13 protein-coding genes are annotated in these 15,731 nt (G+C 59.5%); 8 read left to right on the top strand and 5 right to left on the bottom strand.

What is annotated here, in order from left to right; translation table 11 throughout:
* The first annotated feature begins 3 nt into the window (after positions 1–3).
* Positions 4–1,779, top strand: coding sequence for a sulfotransferase (locus tag ABIE63_RS04915; RefSeq protein WP_354503313.1), 1,776 nt, complete (start codon positions 4–6; stop codon positions 1,777–1,779).
* Between the two features lie 62 nt (positions 1,780–1,841).
* On the opposite strand, the gene ABIE63_RS04910 is transcribed toward ABIE63_RS04915, so the two are convergent.
* From ABIE63_RS04910 to ABIE63_RS04895, 4 genes are all read right to left on the bottom strand, one after another.
* The gene (locus tag ABIE63_RS04910) at positions 1,842–2,816 is read right to left on the bottom strand and encodes a quinone oxidoreductase (protein ID WP_354503311.1); all 975 of its coding nucleotides are present in this window, start codon (positions 2,814–2,816) and stop codon (positions 1,842–1,844) included.
* 27 nt (positions 2,817–2,843) lie between these two features.
* A complete protein-coding gene (locus ABIE63_RS04905; RefSeq protein WP_354503310.1) occupies positions 2,844–3,536 on the bottom strand; it encodes a dienelactone hydrolase family protein in 693 nt (230 codons plus the stop codon).
* Between the two features lie 75 nt (positions 3,537–3,611).
* Complete coding sequence (locus tag ABIE63_RS04900) at positions 3,612–4,106, bottom strand: methylated-DNA--[protein]-cysteine S-methyltransferase (RefSeq protein WP_354503307.1); 495 nt, start codon at positions 4,104–4,106, stop codon at positions 3,612–3,614.
* Between the two features lie 2 nt (positions 4,107–4,108).
* On the bottom strand, positions 4,109–6,145 hold the full coding sequence (locus ABIE63_RS04895; RefSeq protein WP_354503305.1) for a thioredoxin domain-containing protein: 2,037 nt from the start codon (positions 6,143–6,145) through the stop codon (positions 4,109–4,111).
* A 171-nt stretch (positions 6,146–6,316) separates the two neighbouring features.
* Here ABIE63_RS04895 and ABIE63_RS04890 point away from each other — a divergent pair, with 171 nt between their 5' ends.
* From ABIE63_RS04890 to ABIE63_RS04860, 7 genes are all read left to right on the top strand, one after another.
* A complete protein-coding gene (locus ABIE63_RS04890; protein WP_354503303.1) occupies positions 6,317–6,580 on the top strand; it encodes a DUF6489 family protein in 264 nt (87 codons plus the stop codon).
* On the top strand, positions 6,580–6,948 hold the full coding sequence (locus ABIE63_RS04885; RefSeq protein ID WP_354503301.1) for a (2Fe-2S) ferredoxin domain-containing protein: 369 nt from the start codon (positions 6,580–6,582) through the stop codon (positions 6,946–6,948). Before ABIE63_RS04890 ends, ABIE63_RS04885 begins: the two co-directional genes overlap by 1 nt.
* A gap of 55 nt (positions 6,949–7,003) precedes the next feature.
* Positions 7,004–8,371: a tRNA uridine-5-carboxymethylaminomethyl(34) synthesis GTPase MnmE gene (gene mnmE / locus ABIE63_RS04880; protein WP_354503299.1), complete on the top strand. Its 1,368-nt coding sequence runs from the start codon at positions 7,004–7,006 to the stop codon at positions 8,369–8,371.
* Between the two features lie 111 nt (positions 8,372–8,482).
* A complete protein-coding gene (mnmG, locus tag ABIE63_RS04875; RefSeq protein WP_354503700.1) occupies positions 8,483–10,357 on the top strand; it encodes a tRNA uridine-5-carboxymethylaminomethyl(34) synthesis enzyme MnmG in 1,875 nt (624 codons plus the stop codon).
* Positions 10,358–10,380: 23 nt separating this feature from the next.
* Positions 10,381–10,995, top strand: a complete 615-nt coding sequence (gene rsmG / locus ABIE63_RS04870; protein WP_354503699.1) for a 16S rRNA (guanine(527)-N(7))-methyltransferase RsmG — start codon at positions 10,381–10,383, stop codon at positions 10,993–10,995.
* The gene (locus ABIE63_RS04865; RefSeq protein WP_354503297.1) at positions 10,985–11,815 is read left to right on the top strand and encodes an AAA family ATPase; all 831 of its coding nucleotides are present in this window, start codon (positions 10,985–10,987) and stop codon (positions 11,813–11,815) included. The genes rsmG and ABIE63_RS04865 overlap by 11 nt, the downstream gene beginning before the upstream one ends.
* A 16-nt stretch (positions 11,816–11,831) precedes the next feature.
* Positions 11,832–12,776: a ParB/RepB/Spo0J family partition protein gene (locus ABIE63_RS04860; RefSeq protein ID WP_354503295.1), complete on the top strand. Its 945-nt coding sequence runs from the start codon at positions 11,832–11,834 to the stop codon at positions 12,774–12,776.
* Between the two features lie 89 nt (positions 12,777–12,865).
* On the opposite strand, the gene acnA is transcribed toward ABIE63_RS04860, so the two are convergent.
* Positions 12,866–15,619, bottom strand: coding sequence for an aconitate hydratase AcnA (gene acnA, locus ABIE63_RS04855; protein ID WP_354503292.1), 2,754 nt, complete (start codon positions 15,617–15,619; stop codon positions 12,866–12,868).
* Positions 15,620–15,731: the final 112 nt, after the last annotated feature.

Here is a 15,731-nt window from a genome sequence, read left to right as displayed (position 1 = left end):
AGGATGGTTGAACGCGGCAAAGAAGGAGACGGCGGGCTACCTTTCGGGGGGTTGGAGCCCAGCTCGGCCCTTTCCCGTGCCGGTGATTTGCTGCGCGAGGGCCGAACCGGAGAGGCCGAAGCGGTTGTCGCCGCCGCGCTGGAATCCGTCCCCGGCCATGTCGAATTGCTTGCCGCCCTTGGTGAGCTAAGACTGCGCCAGGGTCGCGCTGCCGAGGCGCTCGAGCCTCTGAAAAAGGCCGCCAAGAAAGCACCGCAGGCCCTCGCCTTACAGAACAATCTTGCCACCGCGTTACGCCTTTGCGGAGAGGCCGTTACGGCTGAGCAGGTTATCCGAAAGGCGCTTGCCGGGGCCGGGCGCGACCCCGCGGCGACGGCGATGCTGCACGCAACGTTGGGGTCGATCCTATTGGAGCGGGGCAAGCCGGGCGACGCCTTGGCAAGCTTCGATAAGGCCGCCGCCGGTCAACCAAACAACCCGCAAGTTCAGGTCAGTCGCGGTATCTGCCTGCGGGACCTGGGGCGCACCGACGAAGCGCTGGCAGCGTTGGACAAGGCCCTGGCTGCCCATCCCGGTTTCGGATCGGCTTTCTATCAGAAGCTTTTGGTTCTGGAGCGAGCCAGCCGTCTGGAGTCGGCACAGTCCGTCGCGGCCATCGCCCTGAAGAAAGTACCCGATCATCCCGGCGTCCTTTTGACGACAGCCCGTCTGTACCGGAGGCTTGGCCGCAAGGACGAGGCGGTCGCAATGCTGGAAGGCATGAAGGCGACCGGCGATTTCGCTTATGAGCGGCCCTTCCAGTTGGGCCGGCTATACGACGAAATGGACCGTCCGGCAGACGCCTTCGCAGCCTTTTCTGAAGGAAACCGCCTGCAGTCCGAGACGGTGATTGGCCGGGCAACGCGCAAGGAGCGTTTTCTGGAGCGTATTGCAAAGCTCGAAGAAACCGTCACCGCCGAATGGGTGGCCGGTTGGCAACCCTTGGCGCAGCCCGACGATTGGTTGCGGGACCCGGTGTTTCTGGTCGGATTCCCCCGCTCGGGCACGACATTGCTGGATCAGATTCTAAGCGGTCACTCCGACATCGAGGTGATTGAAGAGCAGCCGCTGTTGGAATCCCTGCGCAAGAAAATGGATAGCGGCGACCCGGGTTATCCGGAGCGGCTTTCGACGCTGTCGGTAAAGGACGCGGGGCGTTTGAGAACGCTCTATTCCGATGCTTTGAAGGAGGCCCTTGCCCAATCAGGCTGTACGGGAACAACGGCTATCCGGGTCGACAAGTTTCCCTTCAACCTGCTTGACCTGCCCTTGATCATGCGTCTGTTCCCGCAGTCAAAGGTTATCATGGCCTTGCGGCACCCTTGTGATGTGGTCTTGAGCTGCTTCATGCAACAGTTTCAGCTCAACAATGCAATGGCGCATTTCTTGAATCTGGAGGATGCCGCAGAGCTCTATGCGCGGGTTATGGCTTTGGGCCGTCGTTACGAGACGCTGTTGAGTTTACCGCTGCACCGGTTGCGCTACGAGGACCTGGTGACCGACACCGAGGGCCAGGCGCGCAAGCTGCTGACATTCCTGGAGCTGCCCTGGCAGGCCTCCGTCCTCGATCACGTCGCGACGGCAAAGGCGCGCCATATTGCCACGCCCAGCTACGAACAGGTCACACAGCCTATTTACAAGCACGCAAGCGGGCGCTGGCACCGCTACGAAGAACAGCTTTCGCCGCTGCTCCCGATACTTCAGCCCTCCATAGACGCTTACGGCTACACGATCGATTGAGGTTGGTTGGGATGTAGGGCCCCGCCAGGCGATTTCAGGCGGGGCCCTGCGATTCACTGAGATCAGGGCAGGAAAACCGTAGAGCCGGTGGTTTTGCGCCCTTCCAGATCGCGGTGCGCCTGAACGGCCTCGGCAAGCGGGTAGGTCTGGTTGACCTCTATCTTGACCGCGCCGCTGGTGACCACGTCGAAGAGTGCCGTCGCGCTCTCCACCAGATCCTCTCGCGAGGCGGTGTAGGTCATCAGAGTTGGTCGGGTCAGATACAAGGAGCCCTTTGCTGCCAGCGTACCCGGGTTGAATTGGGAAATACCGCCGGAAGCGTTGCCGAAATTCACCAATAGACCGCGCGGCGAAAGGCAGTCGAGCGACCCTTCCCAGGTATCCTTGCCCACACCATCGTAAACCACGGGGACACCCTTGCCGCCGGTCAGTTCCTTGACGCGCTCGACAAAATTCTCCTCACGATAGTTGATCATGTGATCAGCGCCGTGGGCCTTGGCCAGCGCCATCTTTTCGGGCGACCCGGCGGTGCCGATCACGGTCGCGCCCAGTTTCTTAAGCCATTGGCAGGCGATCAGCCCGACGCCGCCGGCGGCGGCATGGAACAGAACGGTCTGGCCAGCCTCGACCCGAAAGGTACGGCGGATGAGATACTCCACCGTCATGCCCTGCAGCATCATGGCGGCCCCGGTCTGGAAATCGATGCTGTCGGGTAACTTGACCAACCTATGCCAAGGCATGTTGCGGGCTTGGGAGTAGGCGCCCAGGGGCGGATTTGCATAGGCCACCCGGTCGCCCTCCTTGAACTGCGTGACGCCCTCGCCGAGAGCTTCGACAGTGCCTGCGCCCTCCAGGCCCAGGACCAGGGGCGGCTGGACCGGATAAAGCCCGCTGCGGTGGTAGACGTCGATATAGTTGAGGCCGACAGCGGCATGCTTAACCCGCACCTCGCCCGGGCCCGGGTCGCCGAGGTCCACCGTTTCATAGGACATGACCTCGGGGCCGCCGGTTTCTTTGATGATGATCGCTTTTACCATGTGTTTTATGCCTCGATTAGATTGGTTTCAGGAAAGCTGTTGCTTGAAGAAGGCTGCGGTTCGCGCATTCGCGGCTGCTGCGGCCTGTGCGTCGTAATGGGCGCCGCCTTCGCGGGCAAAGGCATGATCGTTCCCTTCGTAGACATGAAGGGTGACGTTCGGGTGGCCCTTCAAACCCTCGCGGATTTTGACCTGAGCGTCCTTGGGAACGAATTGATCCTCGGAGGCCATGTGCATCAGGAGCGGCTTGGAGATGTTTCCGGCCTCGCCGAGCAATTCATCAAGACCGACGCCGTAGTAACTGACATTGCAGTCGGCGTCCGAGCGCGCCGCCATCAGAAAGGCCATCTTCCCGCCAAGGCAGTAACCGACCGAACCGACCTTGCCCGTGCTGGCTGGGTGATCACGGAGCGATGCCAATGTGGCCTTGAGGTCTTCCGTTCCTTTGTCCGGGTCGAATTTCCCAAACAGCTCGAAGGCTTTGTTCCACTCCGCCTCGGTTTTATCGGTGATATCGACTTCGGGCTCGATACGCCAGAATAGGTCCGGACAGCAGGCGATGTAGCCCTGCGCGGCGAGGTTGTCACAGATGTCGCGCATGACGCGATTGACGCCGAAAATCTCCTGAATAACCAGGATGGCAGGCGCAGGGGTTTTGGTCGGAAGAGCGAGATAGGCGGAAAACGCACCGTCGGGACAGGAAACGGTCATCTTGGTCATGGGTCCAGATCCTCTAAATGTCGTTGTCGTGGTCATGTGTTTCCAGGGGAAGTCTAGCCCCCCGGCGCAAGCTTGTCAGCCGAGCGGCAGTCCAGGGCGCCCGGCTTCGAGATCAAGGAGCAATTGCTTGTCGCGGACGCCACCGGCTGCGGAAAACCCGGTCAGCTTTCCATTGCTTGCAAGCACGCGATGGCAGGGTATGACGATGGGTATAGGGTTGGCGCCGCAAGCGCCGCCGACGGCGCGCGCAACGGAAGATGTTGCTGCGGCTATTTCGCCATAACTGCGCGTTTGCCCATAAGGAATGGCGTAAAGGGCTTCCCATACGCGTTGCTGGAAACGGGAACCCGCGGGGGCGAGAGGAAGGTCGAAGTCCCGAAGTGTTCCGGCAAAGTAGGCGTCCAGCTGTTCGCGGGCTTTTCCAAAGAGCGGCTCAAGGCTGTGATCGCACCTCTTCTCCGGGCTTGCTGATGCCTTGCTAGACCAATAAAGGCGTATGATCGCACCATCCACAGCCTGGACCGTAATCGGACCCAGCGGGCTAGCAAAGGTGGCTTGGGCTGGATGCATGGCTAATCTCCAAGCGCCGATTCCAGCGCCGCGGGATCATGCATCGGTAGCGAACAGGTTTGATTACGGCAAACGAAAGCAAGGGGTCTGTCATCGGAGGGGCTTTTGCCGGCTGCCGGATGTTCCGGCGGTAGGTTGAATCCGGGCGATATCTGCTGGAGGACAATGTCGGAGTCGCCACTGCGCCGCACAATCTCCATAAGCGCCTTTGTCGCGGGCGCGTCGGGGCTGCCGACCACCACCACTTGGATAGCGTGATTGAGTAGATCGGATCCGTTTATCAGGCTGCAAAGGGCGAAAAAATTCCGCTCCAGCTCGCCGGTAAAAGCGGCAATGCAGGTGGCCGCGGCTTGCCGATAGGCATCCTTGCCGGTCAAGTGGAAAAGCTGAGCATAGTTGCGCACCATTACGCCGTTTCCCGAAGGTGTCGCTGTATCGTGGGCATTCTTGGCACGCACGATCAAATCATCGGCGTCGGCGGCGGTGGTGAAGAACCCACCCTTTGCGTTATCACGAAAGTGCGCCTCGACTGAAGCAACCCAAGTAAGTGCCTGGTCCATGTAGCGTGGATCTGAATCGATTTGATAAAGCGCTAGAGCCGCGTCGATCATGTTTGCGTGGTCGTCCAGTGTTCCTTTGTGTTTTCTGACGCCTCGCCGCCAGGAATGAAACAAACGGCCATTTTCATCTAGGGTCGTGGCGATAAACTCGAAAGCCTTCCGCGCGGCATCCAGCCAATCCTGCCGCTCGGCGGCAAATCCGCTCCTGGCGAGAGCCGCGATCATCAGGCCGTTCCAATCGCTGAGCACTTTGTCGTCCCAACCGGGCCAAACACGCTGGTCGCGGGCTTGGCGCAGTGTCTGCCGCATGGCGAGCAGGCGGTCTTCCTCCTCCTGGCCCAGCCAGTCGGTGGAGTGGAGCCGGTTGAGAATGTTTTTGCCTTCCCAGTTGCCGGTCGCGCCGACATCGTAGACCCGCTTAAAAAGCGCGGCGTCATCCGGCTCCAACAGGTCATCGATTTGCGATTCCTGCCAAACGTAGAATCGCCCCTCCTCACCCTCACTGTCCGCGTCCAGGGTTGCCGCAAAGGCGCCAGTGGGCTGGCCGTTCGCGTCTTCGGCTATCATCTCGCGCAACAACCAGGAAACCGTCTCCTCTCGCCGCTGAGCAAAGAGCGGAGACCCGGTTTTCAGATGAGCCAAGGTAAGCAAATCTAGGAGTTGGGCATTGTCATAAAGCATCTTCTCGAAATGCGGCGCCAGCCAACGCTCGTCCACGGAATAGCGAGCATAACCGCCGCCGAGATGGTCGTAGATACCGCCCTGACTCATGCGCTTGAGCGTCAGAAGCGCCGCATCGCGGCAGGCGGTGTCGCCGTTTCTTTGCCACTGACGCCATAGCAGTGTCAGGGCCGTTGGCTGAGGAAATTTTGGAGCCCGCCCCAACCCGCCGTTCACTGAATCCATTTCGCGCAGCAACCGGTGTGCCATCTGCTGTTGCTCGGCATCCGTGATGGCACCGCCAGGGGCCGGGTTTGCAAGGCGCTCGAGGGCCTGACCGATGGCCTGGACATTAGTTGTGATTCTGTCGGTGTCGTTGACATAGGCTGCCGAGACAGCCTGCAGTATTTGCGGGAAGCCCGCTCGACCGTAACGGGGCTCAGGCGGAAAGTAAGTGCCACCCCAGAAGGGCTCCGCAGCGGGCGTTAGGAACATGGTCAGCGGCCAGCCGCCGTGTTCGCCCAGAACCGCCAGGGCATTTTGGTAAATGGCGTCGAGGTCGGGCCGTTCCTCGCGGTCGACCTTGATGTTGATGAAATGCTCGTTCATCACACTGGCGATGGCTTCGTTCTCGAAGGATTCGTGGGCCATGACGTGACACCAATGGCAAGCCGCATAGCCAACGGAAAGCAGGATCGGCTTGCCGGTTTGCTTTGCCAGCGCCAAGGCTTCAGGGCCCCAAGGGTGCCAGTCGACCGGATTGTGCTGGTGCTGCAGCAGATAAGGGCTGGTTTCGCCGGCAAGGCGGTTTTGTTGCATCGGGTTCCTTCTTCGTCTTCGAATGGCGGTCCGGCGTTGCCGAAGCGACCGCACGGCGGCTAAGGTCTGCCTACTCAACCTATTTTTGGCCGCTGTGGTCCGGAAACAACCGTAAAATAGGGTGGGATGCTATTTTTAGCCGACTTAGGTGGAAAGAGGGGGCTTGAAGTTATGCAGATCAAGATCGACATCGATTGCACACCCGAGGAAGCGCGCAGTTTTCTAGGACTTCCCGATGTTGCGCCGATGCAGGCTGTGCTGATGAAAGAAATCGAACGTAGCATGACCAGCAGTTTGCATGCGATGGAGCCAGAGCAGCTTTTCAAGACGTGGTTGCCAGCCGGATTGCAGGGATTGGAGTCCATTCAGCAGGCGTTTTGGAAACAGATGGCGGGTGCGACAGGCACGCCGACGGACAAGAAGAAGGACAAGTAATGAAGAGTGTTGATCCAAGCCGCAGTAGGCCTGGCGATGCGGCGGCATACTACCGCTGTCATGTATTCTGTTGCATAAACGAGCGACCGGAAGGGCACCCGAGAGGCTGCTGTAAGGAAAGAGGCAGTGTGCGTTTGCGGAACTACATGAAAGCACGCGCTAAGGAATTGGGTATTGATGGGGTTCGGATCAACCAGTCGGGCTGCCTTGACCGTTGTGAACTGGGGCCGGTGATGGTCATCTATCCCGAAGGGATCTGGTATCGTTATGACACACTCGAAGACGTGGACGAGATCCTTCAGCAACATGTAATCGGCGGCGGTCGGGTGGAGCGCCTTCTTTTGCGCCCTGAAGACGGGCCGAAGTAGCGGCGGATTTCCGGACATCAGGATTTCAGGGGTGGCGTATAGGCGCCTTGGAAGCATGGTTAGCGATACCATTTTTGCGATGTCGAGCGGGGCCGGTCGTGCAGGCATAGCGGTTGTCCGAACGTCGGGCCCGCGGGCCGGTGAGGCCTTGAGCGCGATGCTCGGCGGCAAGGGATTGCCGCAACCGCGCCGGGCGCTTTTGACTGCGGTGGTCGACCCAAGAGACGGCATCACAATTGATCGCTGCGTGGTCCTCTGGTTTCCGGCACCCTCTAGCTTTACCGGTGAAGACGTTTTCGAGCTGCATTTGCACGGCGGTCGGGCGGTGCTCGATGCCGCGCTTGCCGCGCTTGCCGCCTTTCCCGGCCTACGCCCCGCCGAGCCCGGGGAATTCACACGTCGTGCCTTCGACAATGGTCTCCTCGATTTGACGGCGGTCGAGGGCCTGGCGGACCTGATTACGGCGGAGACGGAAGCACAGCGGCGTCAAGCCCTTCGCCAGTTGGAGGGGGGGTTGTCGGCCAAGGTACAGACTTGGCAGACTCGTTTGGTAAAACTCCTCGCGGAGATTGAGGCCTGGATCGATTTTCCCGACGAGGATTTGCCCGAGAATCTGGTTGCAGGGCATGCCCGTGAGGTGGAGAAACTTGCTCTGGAGATTGAGGGCGCCCTCGCGAACGGGCTTTCTGCCCGACGGCTTCGAGAAGGAATCACGATCGCCATCATTGGTCCCCCGAATGCTGGAAAATCGAGTATTATCAATAGGTTAGCAAAAAGAGACGCAGCTATTGTGTCAGAGATTGCGGGCACCACGCGCGATGTGGTGGAGGTGCATTTGTCGCTCTCTGGATTTCCGGTGACCGTTGCGGATACGGCCGGGCTGAGGGAGGCTGAAGCGGGCGAGCTTGACCCGATTGAACGTGAAGGTATTCGGCGCAGTCGAGATAGGGCCAGCTCCGCGGATTTTCTGCTCGGCGTGTTCGACCTCCGGGATTTTCCGGAGCTCGATCGCGAGACCTTGGGATTGCTAAGTGAGAAATCCTTGGTGCTGCTGAACAAAGCCGACTTGGCTTCGGAGCCGGATGCGTCGCTTCTTCAGTGGCAGTCGGGTATAGCGCCGGAAGTTATCTGCATCTCTGCGGTATCAGGGGCGGGATTTAATACCCTGGAAGCGGCCCTTGAAAAGCGCTTGAGAGCCGAGCTGAGCGACGCTCTTGCGGCCCCGGGCTTTTCTCGATTGAGGCATGAGCAATGCCTGAGAGACTGTATTGTCGCACTCAGAGGCTTCGATCCGCGCGCTGAGGTGGAGCTGCAGGCGGAGGAGCTGCGGATTGCCCTACGAACGTTGGGGCGGCTGCTTGGGCGGGTCGATGTCGAAGACTTGCTCGATGTGATATTTCGCGATTTCTGCATAGGTAAATGAACGCGGTAAGGTTGTCGGTGGGTTTAGGTTCTATGTTTCACGTGAAACATTGTGATGGTTTCATCGCACGCCGGTTTTGACAGCGATGGCGGACTGCCTTATCTAGGCGGCATGAAGCGGATTCTTTCATATGATGTGATCGTTGTCGGTGGCGGCCATGCCGGCTGTGAGGCTGCTGCGGCGGCAGCGCGTATTGGCGCGCGTACGCTGCTGGTAACCCATAAACCAGAAACTATCGGCGTCATGTCTTGCAATCCCGCAATAGGCGGGCTTGGGAAAGGGCATCTCGTTCGGGAAATCGATGCGCTGGATGGCTTGATGGGTCGGGCAATCGATCGCGCAGGCATTCAGTTCCGTGTATTGAACCGCAGCAAGGGTCCGGCCGTGCGCGGACCGAGGGCGCAGGCGGACCGGCAGCTATATCGTGAAGCCGTTCAAGCGCTTCTGGCCGATCAGGAGGGCCTTGATACGCTGGGTGCAGGGGTTGAAGACCTGCTTCTGTCGGAGTCAGGCCGGTGCATGGGCGTATTATTGGGTGACGGAAGGACGGTGTATGCCGGTGCGGTGGTCCTGACAACCGGCACGTTCCTGAAAGGAGTCATACACCGGGGCGAGACGCGCTTTCCCGCCGGTAGGTTGGGAGAAAAGCCGGCTGTAGGGTTGTCCGAAACACTCGCACGGTTCGGTTTCTCGCTAGGGCGCCTGAAGACCGGGACGCCGCCGCGTCTCGATGGACGAACGATAGATTGGGACGGTTTGGAGAAACAGGAAGGGGACAGCCCGCCGGTGCCCTTCTCGACGATGACGCGCAGGATTACGACGCCGCAGGTTAATTGCGCCATTACGCACACCAGCGATCGCACTCATAGCATCATCCGGGCGAATCTGCATCGCGCGCCGATTTATTCGGGCCAAATCGAAAGTGTGGGCCCGCGCTATTGCCCATCGATCGAGGATAAAGTTGTTCGGTTCGCTGACAAGCAGCATCATCAGATCTTTCTGGAACCTGAAGGGCTGGACGACCATACGGTTTATCCAAATGGTATCTCGACGTCTCTGCCGACGGAGGTTCAAATTGCGCTTCTGGGCACAATTCCCGGGCTGGAGCGGGCGGAGATACTGCAACCAGGGTATGCGATAGAGTATGATTACGTTGACCCAAGGGAACTGATGCCGACCTTGGAAACGCGAAAGATTCCAGGGCTTTATCTGGCAGGACAGATCAATGGTACGACAGGTTACGAAGAGGCGGCGGCACAAGGGCTGATGGCTGGGATCAATGCGTCGCTCAATTGTGGCGGTGTTCAACACGATGGCGCCGTGATTGACCGCGCGCAAGGCTATACGGGCGTGATGATCGACGATCTTGTGACCCGCGGTGTGACCGAGCCCTATAGGATGTTCACTAGCCGGGCGGAGTATCGGCTTCGGCTGCGTGCTGATAACGCGGACCAGCGACTCACGGAGTTGGGCATTGCCTGGGGATGTGTAGGGTCGGGGCGGCAAGCCGCCTGGTCGCAGAAGCAGCTGCGTTTGGCCGCGGGCCGTGCGTTGGTCGGGAGCTTGAAGGTGACTCCGGACGCGCTCGCGAAATATGGGATCGAAGTGAATCGTGACGGCCAGAGGCGCAGCGCTTTTGATCTGCTTCGCTATTCGGATATCACGCTGGAGCGATTGACGGCGGTTTGGCCGGAGCTGGGTGAGCTCAAAGGGGATGTCGCGGAACAGATCGAGATCGATGCCCACTATGCGGGCTATTTGGAACGGCAAGATGCCGACATCCGGTCCTTCCGCAAGGATGAATCCTTGGTTCTGCCGCAAGATCTGGACTTCCTGTCCATACCAAGTCTTTCCAAGGAGATTCAGCAGCTCTTATCCCGGGCCCGTCCGGCAACCTTGGGCGCGGCCTCCAGGCTGCCCGGCATGACGCCCGCCGCGGCCGTGGCTTTGCTGCGGTTTGTTCGTCGCAAGCAAACAGCGGCCTGAGGACGCTGGAAATGGCGCCCCCAATGACGCCGGAAGAGTTCTCGGACCTTGCCGGTGTTTCACGTGAAACAATGGAAAGGCTGCAGACCTACTTGGATTTGCTGCGGCGGTGGAACAAAGCGATCAATCTTGTCGGTCGGGAGACCCTAAAGGATCCCTGGCGCCGCCATTTTCTGGATTCGGCGCAATTGTGGTCCCTGTTGCCGGGTGATGCGCCGTCGCAAAGAATTGTGGATCTGGGAAGCGGCGCCGGGTTTCCTGGGCTGGTGCTGTCGATCATGGGGGCCAGAGAGGTTCATCTGATTGAGGCCGACCAGCGGAAAGTAACCTTCATGCGGCATGTTTCACGTGAAACAGGCGCGCCGACAGTCTTCCACAATGATCGCATCGAAGCTCTGACGCCCTTCACGGTGCCGGTTGTAACCGCCCGGGCCCTGGCACCCCTGCCGAAGCTTCTTGGCTATGCTGCACCATTTTTACAACAAGGCGGAATTTCTCTTTTTTTGAAGGGTCGCGAAGCAGAGCAGGAATTGACCGCGGCGGCAACAGAATGGAAGATGAAGGTCAAGCGCCACCGTAGCAAGAGCAGCGACGAGGCGATCATATTGGAAATAGGGGATCTTGCCCGTGTCTCGTGATCAGAAAACCAGCGACCAGGATAAACGGGCACGGGTACTCGCCATAGCCAATCAGAAGGGTGGAGTCGGAAAGACGACGACCGCTGTGAATCTCGCTACCGCGCTGGCTGCTTGCCACAAGAAGGTGCTTATCATCGACTTGGACCCGCAGGGAAATGCCAGCACCGGACTGGGCATCGATCGCGCCCATAGGCAGCGGGACATTTATCGCGTGCTGCTCGATGACATGGTAATGGCCGACGCCGTCACTCCGACGAAAGTGCCAAGGCTGTCGTTGGTGCCGTCGTCCTCGGATCTCTCCGGCGCTGAGTTGGAGTTGGTGGAGACCGAGAGGCGCGTCTATCGACTGAAGGACGCCTTTCATAGCGTGTTAAGAGATTTCGATTATATTCTGATTGATTGCCCGCCGGCATTGGGTCTTCTTACGTTAAATGCATTGGTTGCGGCGGACGGTTTATTGGTTCCTTTGCAGGCCGAGTTCTACGCCCTGGAGGGGCTAAGCCACTTAATGCAAACCGTCGAGCGTGTGAAGCAGCTATACAATCCAGAGTTGAAACTGCACGGCATCGCCGTGACCATGTACGATCGTCGCAACAATCTATCGGATCAGGTTGCCGACGATGTACGTGAGTATTTCGGCGATCTTGTTTTCAAAACAGTTATACCGCGCAACGTGCGCATGTCGGAGGCGCCGTCTTTTGGCTTGCCGGCCCTGCTGTATGATTGGCGCTGCCAGGGTTCACAAGCCTACATAAAGCTGGCCGCGGAGGTTTTGAAGCGGGATGGCGAGCGCTTCCGAAAGCCAGCGGCGGCACTGTAAAAAAGGGGGTGGTACGATGGCGCAGACACCGAAGAAACGCGGTTTAGGGCGTGGATTGGCAGCGCTCTTCAACGAGGAAGGCGCAGAGTCGGCCGTCCGCGAAGCCGAGGCGGCGGAACCCAAGAAAAGTAGCAAGAAAGGCGCCTCCGCAGCCCCGGCCTCAACGCCGCGAACAGGCCAGCTCGTTCCCGTTGAGCATCTGGAGGCCAGCCCGTTTCAGCCGCGCCACAATTTCGATGAAGATGCGCTGGATGCCCTGGCGCAGTCCATAAAAGAAAACGGCCTTTTACAGCCTATACTAGTACGGCCGCACGCGACAAAGAAGAACCGCTTTGAGATTGTCGCGGGTGAGCGGCGCTGGCGGGCTGCGCAGCGCGCGCAGCTGCACGAGGTTCCGGTCATCCAGCGCGATTTCGACGATGCGCAAACCTTGGAAATTGCCATCGTAGAGAACGTCCAGCGTCAGGACCTCAATGCGATAGAAGAGGCGGAGGGTTACCGTCGCCTCCAGAGTGATTTCGGCAACAGTCAGGAAGCCATTGCCCGGGTGGTCGGGAAAAGCCGCAGCCACATCGCCAATGCCTTGCGGCTCTTGTCCCTGCCAAATGCGGTGAAAGGCATGATCGAAGAGGGGACCATCAGCGCAGGGCACGCACGCGCCTTGATCGGCGCTCCAGATCCGCTGGCGATTGCCAAGCGCATCGCGTCGCAGGGCCTGTCCGTGCGAGAGACGGAGCGGCTGGCACAAGCGATCAAGCAGCCCGGCAAGACGCTCAAGAAGGTACGCGGCGCGGTCGAAAAGGATGCCGACACGATTGAGTTGGAGCGGGAACTGCAGGCAGCGCTTGGTTTGAAGGTTTCAATCAATCACAAGGGCGAAGCCGGCGACTTGGTCCTGCACTACACGACATTGGAGCAACTCGACGACCTGATCGCACGTCTGCAGCGCCCGGGGCGTTGACCCGGAAGGGACCGGCGGCTTGGAAGGAAAGCCGCACCCCCCCCCAGTGGGAGTGCGGCAATTTTTTTCGTAATATCAAATAGTTACAATCACACCGACTTGGCGAGGTTCCGGAGCACGTAGTGCAGGATCCCGCCGTTGGCGTAATATTCGACCTCGCCTGCAGTGTCGATCCGGCAGGTGAAGACAACCTCTTCCTTGCTGCCGTCGGGGCGATGCAGCGTGCAGGTGATATCCTGGCGTGGCGTGATGCCTCCTTCGATGCCGGTGAAGTCGAAAGTCTCCTCGCCGGTCAACTTCAAGGTATGGCGACTCTGACCTTCCTTGAACTGCAGCGGCAAGACGCCCATGCCAACAAGGTTGGAGCGATGAATACGCTCGAAGGATTCGGCGATGACAGCCTTGACGCCCAACAGGCGGGTGCCCTTCGCGGCCCAGTCTCGAGAGGACCCGGTGCCATACTCCTGTCCCGCGACGATCACCAGCGGCGTGCCTTCCTGGGCGTAGTCCATGGCGGCATCGTAGATTGCCCGCTGCTCTCCGGTCGGCACGTACTTGGTATAGCCGCCCTCGACACCCGGCACCATCTCATTGCGAATGCGGATATTCGCAAAGGTGCCGCGCATCATCACTTCGTGGTTGCCGCGTCGGGCGCCATAGGAGTTGAACTCCGCCGGCCGAACCTGATTGGCCAAAAGATACTCGCCCGTAGGACCGTCCTTCTTGATGGAGCCCGCCGGTGAGATGTGGTCCGTCGTGACGGAATCGCCAAGAATGGCAAGGGGTCGCGCGCCCTTGATATCCTGGATCGGATCGGGGTCCGCACCCATGCCCTCAAAAAACGGCGGATAGGCGACATAGGTGCTGCCGGGATCCCACTCAAAGGTTTCTCCGGTCGAGGTGGCGATAGAACGCCACTGTTCGGGCCCCTCATAAACGTTGGCATAGCGGGATTCGAACATCTCGCGAGACAAGGATTTTTCCATTGTCTCGTGAATTTCCTTATTTGAGGGCCAAATATCCTTCAGGAAGACGGGGTTGCCCTCCTTGTCCGTACCCAGCGGATCATTCAGAAGGTCAGCCTTCATTGAGCCTGCGAGCGCATAGGCCACGACCAGGGGCGGCGACGCCAAATAGTTTGCCCGACAGTGCGGGTTGATGCGCCCTTCGAAGTTCCGGTTGCCGGACAGAACCGAACAAACCGTCAAATCGCCCGCTTCGACAGCGGCGGAAATTTTCTCAGGCAAGGGGCCGGAGTTGCCGATGCAGGTGGTGCAGCCATAGCCGACCAGGTTGAATCCCAACCCATCGAGATCAGTCTGCAAACCGGCCTTCTCCAAGTAGTCGCTGACCACCTGAGATCCGGGCGCCAACGAGGTCTTCACCCAGGGTTTAACCTGGAGGCCCTTGGCCAAGGCCTTGCGTGCTAATAGACCCGCACCGACCATGACGCTTGGATTGGATGTATTCGTGCAGGAGGTGATGGCGGCGATGACCACGGCGCCGTCGTCCAGCGTGTAGGCTTCGTCCGCGACCGCTGAGCTTCGCCAGAAACCGTCAGCGGAATGCTCGGCCGCCGACGGGCTTTCAGCCGCGAAAGTTCCTTGCGCGCCGACGGGATCAACGCCGCGATCCTTCGCCACATACCGGGAAAAGGCCCCGGAGGCGGCCGAGAGCGCTATCCGGTCCTGTGGGCGCTTTGGTCCGGCCAATGCCGGCTCCACGGTCGAGATATCCAAGCCTAGGCTATCGCTAAAGACAGGGTCGGGCGTGCTTTCGTCGTGCCACATTCCCTGCGCTTTGGCATAGGCCTCAACCAGCTTTACCCGAGCCTTGTCGCGCCCGGTGAAATCAAGATACCGCAGCGTCTCGGCGTCGATCGGGAAGATCGCGCAGGTTGAGCCGAACTCCGGCGACATGTTGCCAAGCGTGGCGCGGTCGGCCAGGGTCAAATGCTTGAGGCCGGGACCGTAGAACTCGACGAACTTACCGACGACGCCCTTTTTGCGCAGCATCTCCGTGCAGGTGAGCACAAGATCGGTGGCAGTTGTGCCTTCCTTCAACTCGCCGGTCAGCTTAAAACCAACGACGTCGGGGATCAGCATGGTTACCGGCTGTCCGAGCATGGCGGCTTCTGCTTCGATACCGCCGACGCCCCAGCCCAAGACACCCAGCCCGTTAACCATGGTCGTGTGGCTGTCCGTGCCCACCAGAGTATCGGGATAGGCGATATTCTTGCCGTCAATCTTGGTCGTCCAGACGGCTTGCGCGATGTATTCGAGGTTCACCTGATGGCAAATACCGGTGCCTGGGGGCACAACCGAGAAGTTATCGAAAGCTTTCTGGCCCCAGCGCAGGAACGCATACCGTTCCTGGTTTCGCTCGAACTCGCGTTCGACGTTCTTTTCAAAAGCGCCTGCGCCGCCGAAATAATCAACCATCACAGAGTGGTCGATGACCAGATCGACCGGCGAAAGCGGGTTGATTTTTCGGGGGTCGCCACCCAGGCCCACCATCGCTTCGCGCATTGCCGCCAAGTCCACCACGGCGGGGACGCCGGTGAAGTCCTGCATCAACACGCGCGCCGGTCGGTAGGCGATTTCGCGATCATCCGGGCTGCCGCCCTGTACACGGGCAGCCAGCGCCTTGATGTCATCGACACTGACACTGTCGCCATCCTCGAACCTCAAAAGGTTCTCAAGCAATACCTTGAGCGAATACGGCAAACGGGATAGGTCGCCAAGTCCAGCCTCGGCGGCCGCCGGAAGGCTGTAATATTCGTACGACTGTCCCTCGACCGAAAGACTGCGGCGGGTTTTGAGGCTATCCTGACCTAACTTCACGGAGGAAACTCCCTTCTCTTGGCTGCGTTCCAAGACGTGAGAGTGCCACGGGCTCTTGTAAAGAGAGGGACAGCACACGCACGCCAGGGTGGCGCGTCGGTTCATCTGCTCG

This window comes from Limibacillus sp. MBR-115 (assembly GCF_040549425.1).
Classification (GTDB): domain Bacteria; phylum Pseudomonadota; class Alphaproteobacteria; order Kiloniellales; family CECT-8803; genus Limibacillus; species Limibacillus halophilus.
This window is presented reverse-complemented; position numbering and strand designations above follow the sequence as displayed.

Coding starts and splice junctions, on each gene's coding strand:
- ABIE63_RS04915 (WP_354503313.1), top strand. CDS start 4: ATGGTTGAACGCGGCAAAGAAGGAGACGGCGGGCTACCTTTCGGGGGG.
- ABIE63_RS04910 (WP_354503311.1), bottom strand. CDS start 2,816: ATGGTAAAAGCGATCATCATCAAAGAAACCGGCGGCCCCGAGGTCATG.
- ABIE63_RS04905 (WP_354503310.1), bottom strand. CDS start 3,536: ATGACCAAGATGACCGTTTCCTGTCCCGACGGTGCGTTTTCCGCCTAT.
- ABIE63_RS04900 (WP_354503307.1), bottom strand. CDS start 4,106: ATGCATCCAGCCCAAGCCACCTTTGCTAGCCCGCTGGGTCCGATTACG.
- ABIE63_RS04895 (WP_354503305.1), bottom strand. CDS start 6,145: ATGCAACAAAACCGCCTTGCCGGCGAAACCAGCCCTTATCTGCTGCAG.
- ABIE63_RS04890 (WP_354503303.1), top strand. CDS start 6,317: ATGCAGATCAAGATCGACATCGATTGCACACCCGAGGAAGCGCGCAGT.
- ABIE63_RS04885 (WP_354503301.1), top strand. CDS start 6,580: ATGAAGAGTGTTGATCCAAGCCGCAGTAGGCCTGGCGATGCGGCGGCA.
- mnmE (WP_354503299.1), top strand. CDS start 7,004: ATGGTTAGCGATACCATTTTTGCGATGTCGAGCGGGGCCGGTCGTGCA.
- mnmG (WP_354503700.1), top strand. CDS start 8,483: ATGAAGCGGATTCTTTCATATGATGTGATCGTTGTCGGTGGCGGCCAT.
- rsmG (WP_354503699.1), top strand. CDS start 10,381: ATGACGCCGGAAGAGTTCTCGGACCTTGCCGGTGTTTCACGTGAAACA.
- ABIE63_RS04860 (WP_354503295.1), top strand. CDS start 11,832: ATGGCGCAGACACCGAAGAAACGCGGTTTAGGGCGTGGATTGGCAGCG.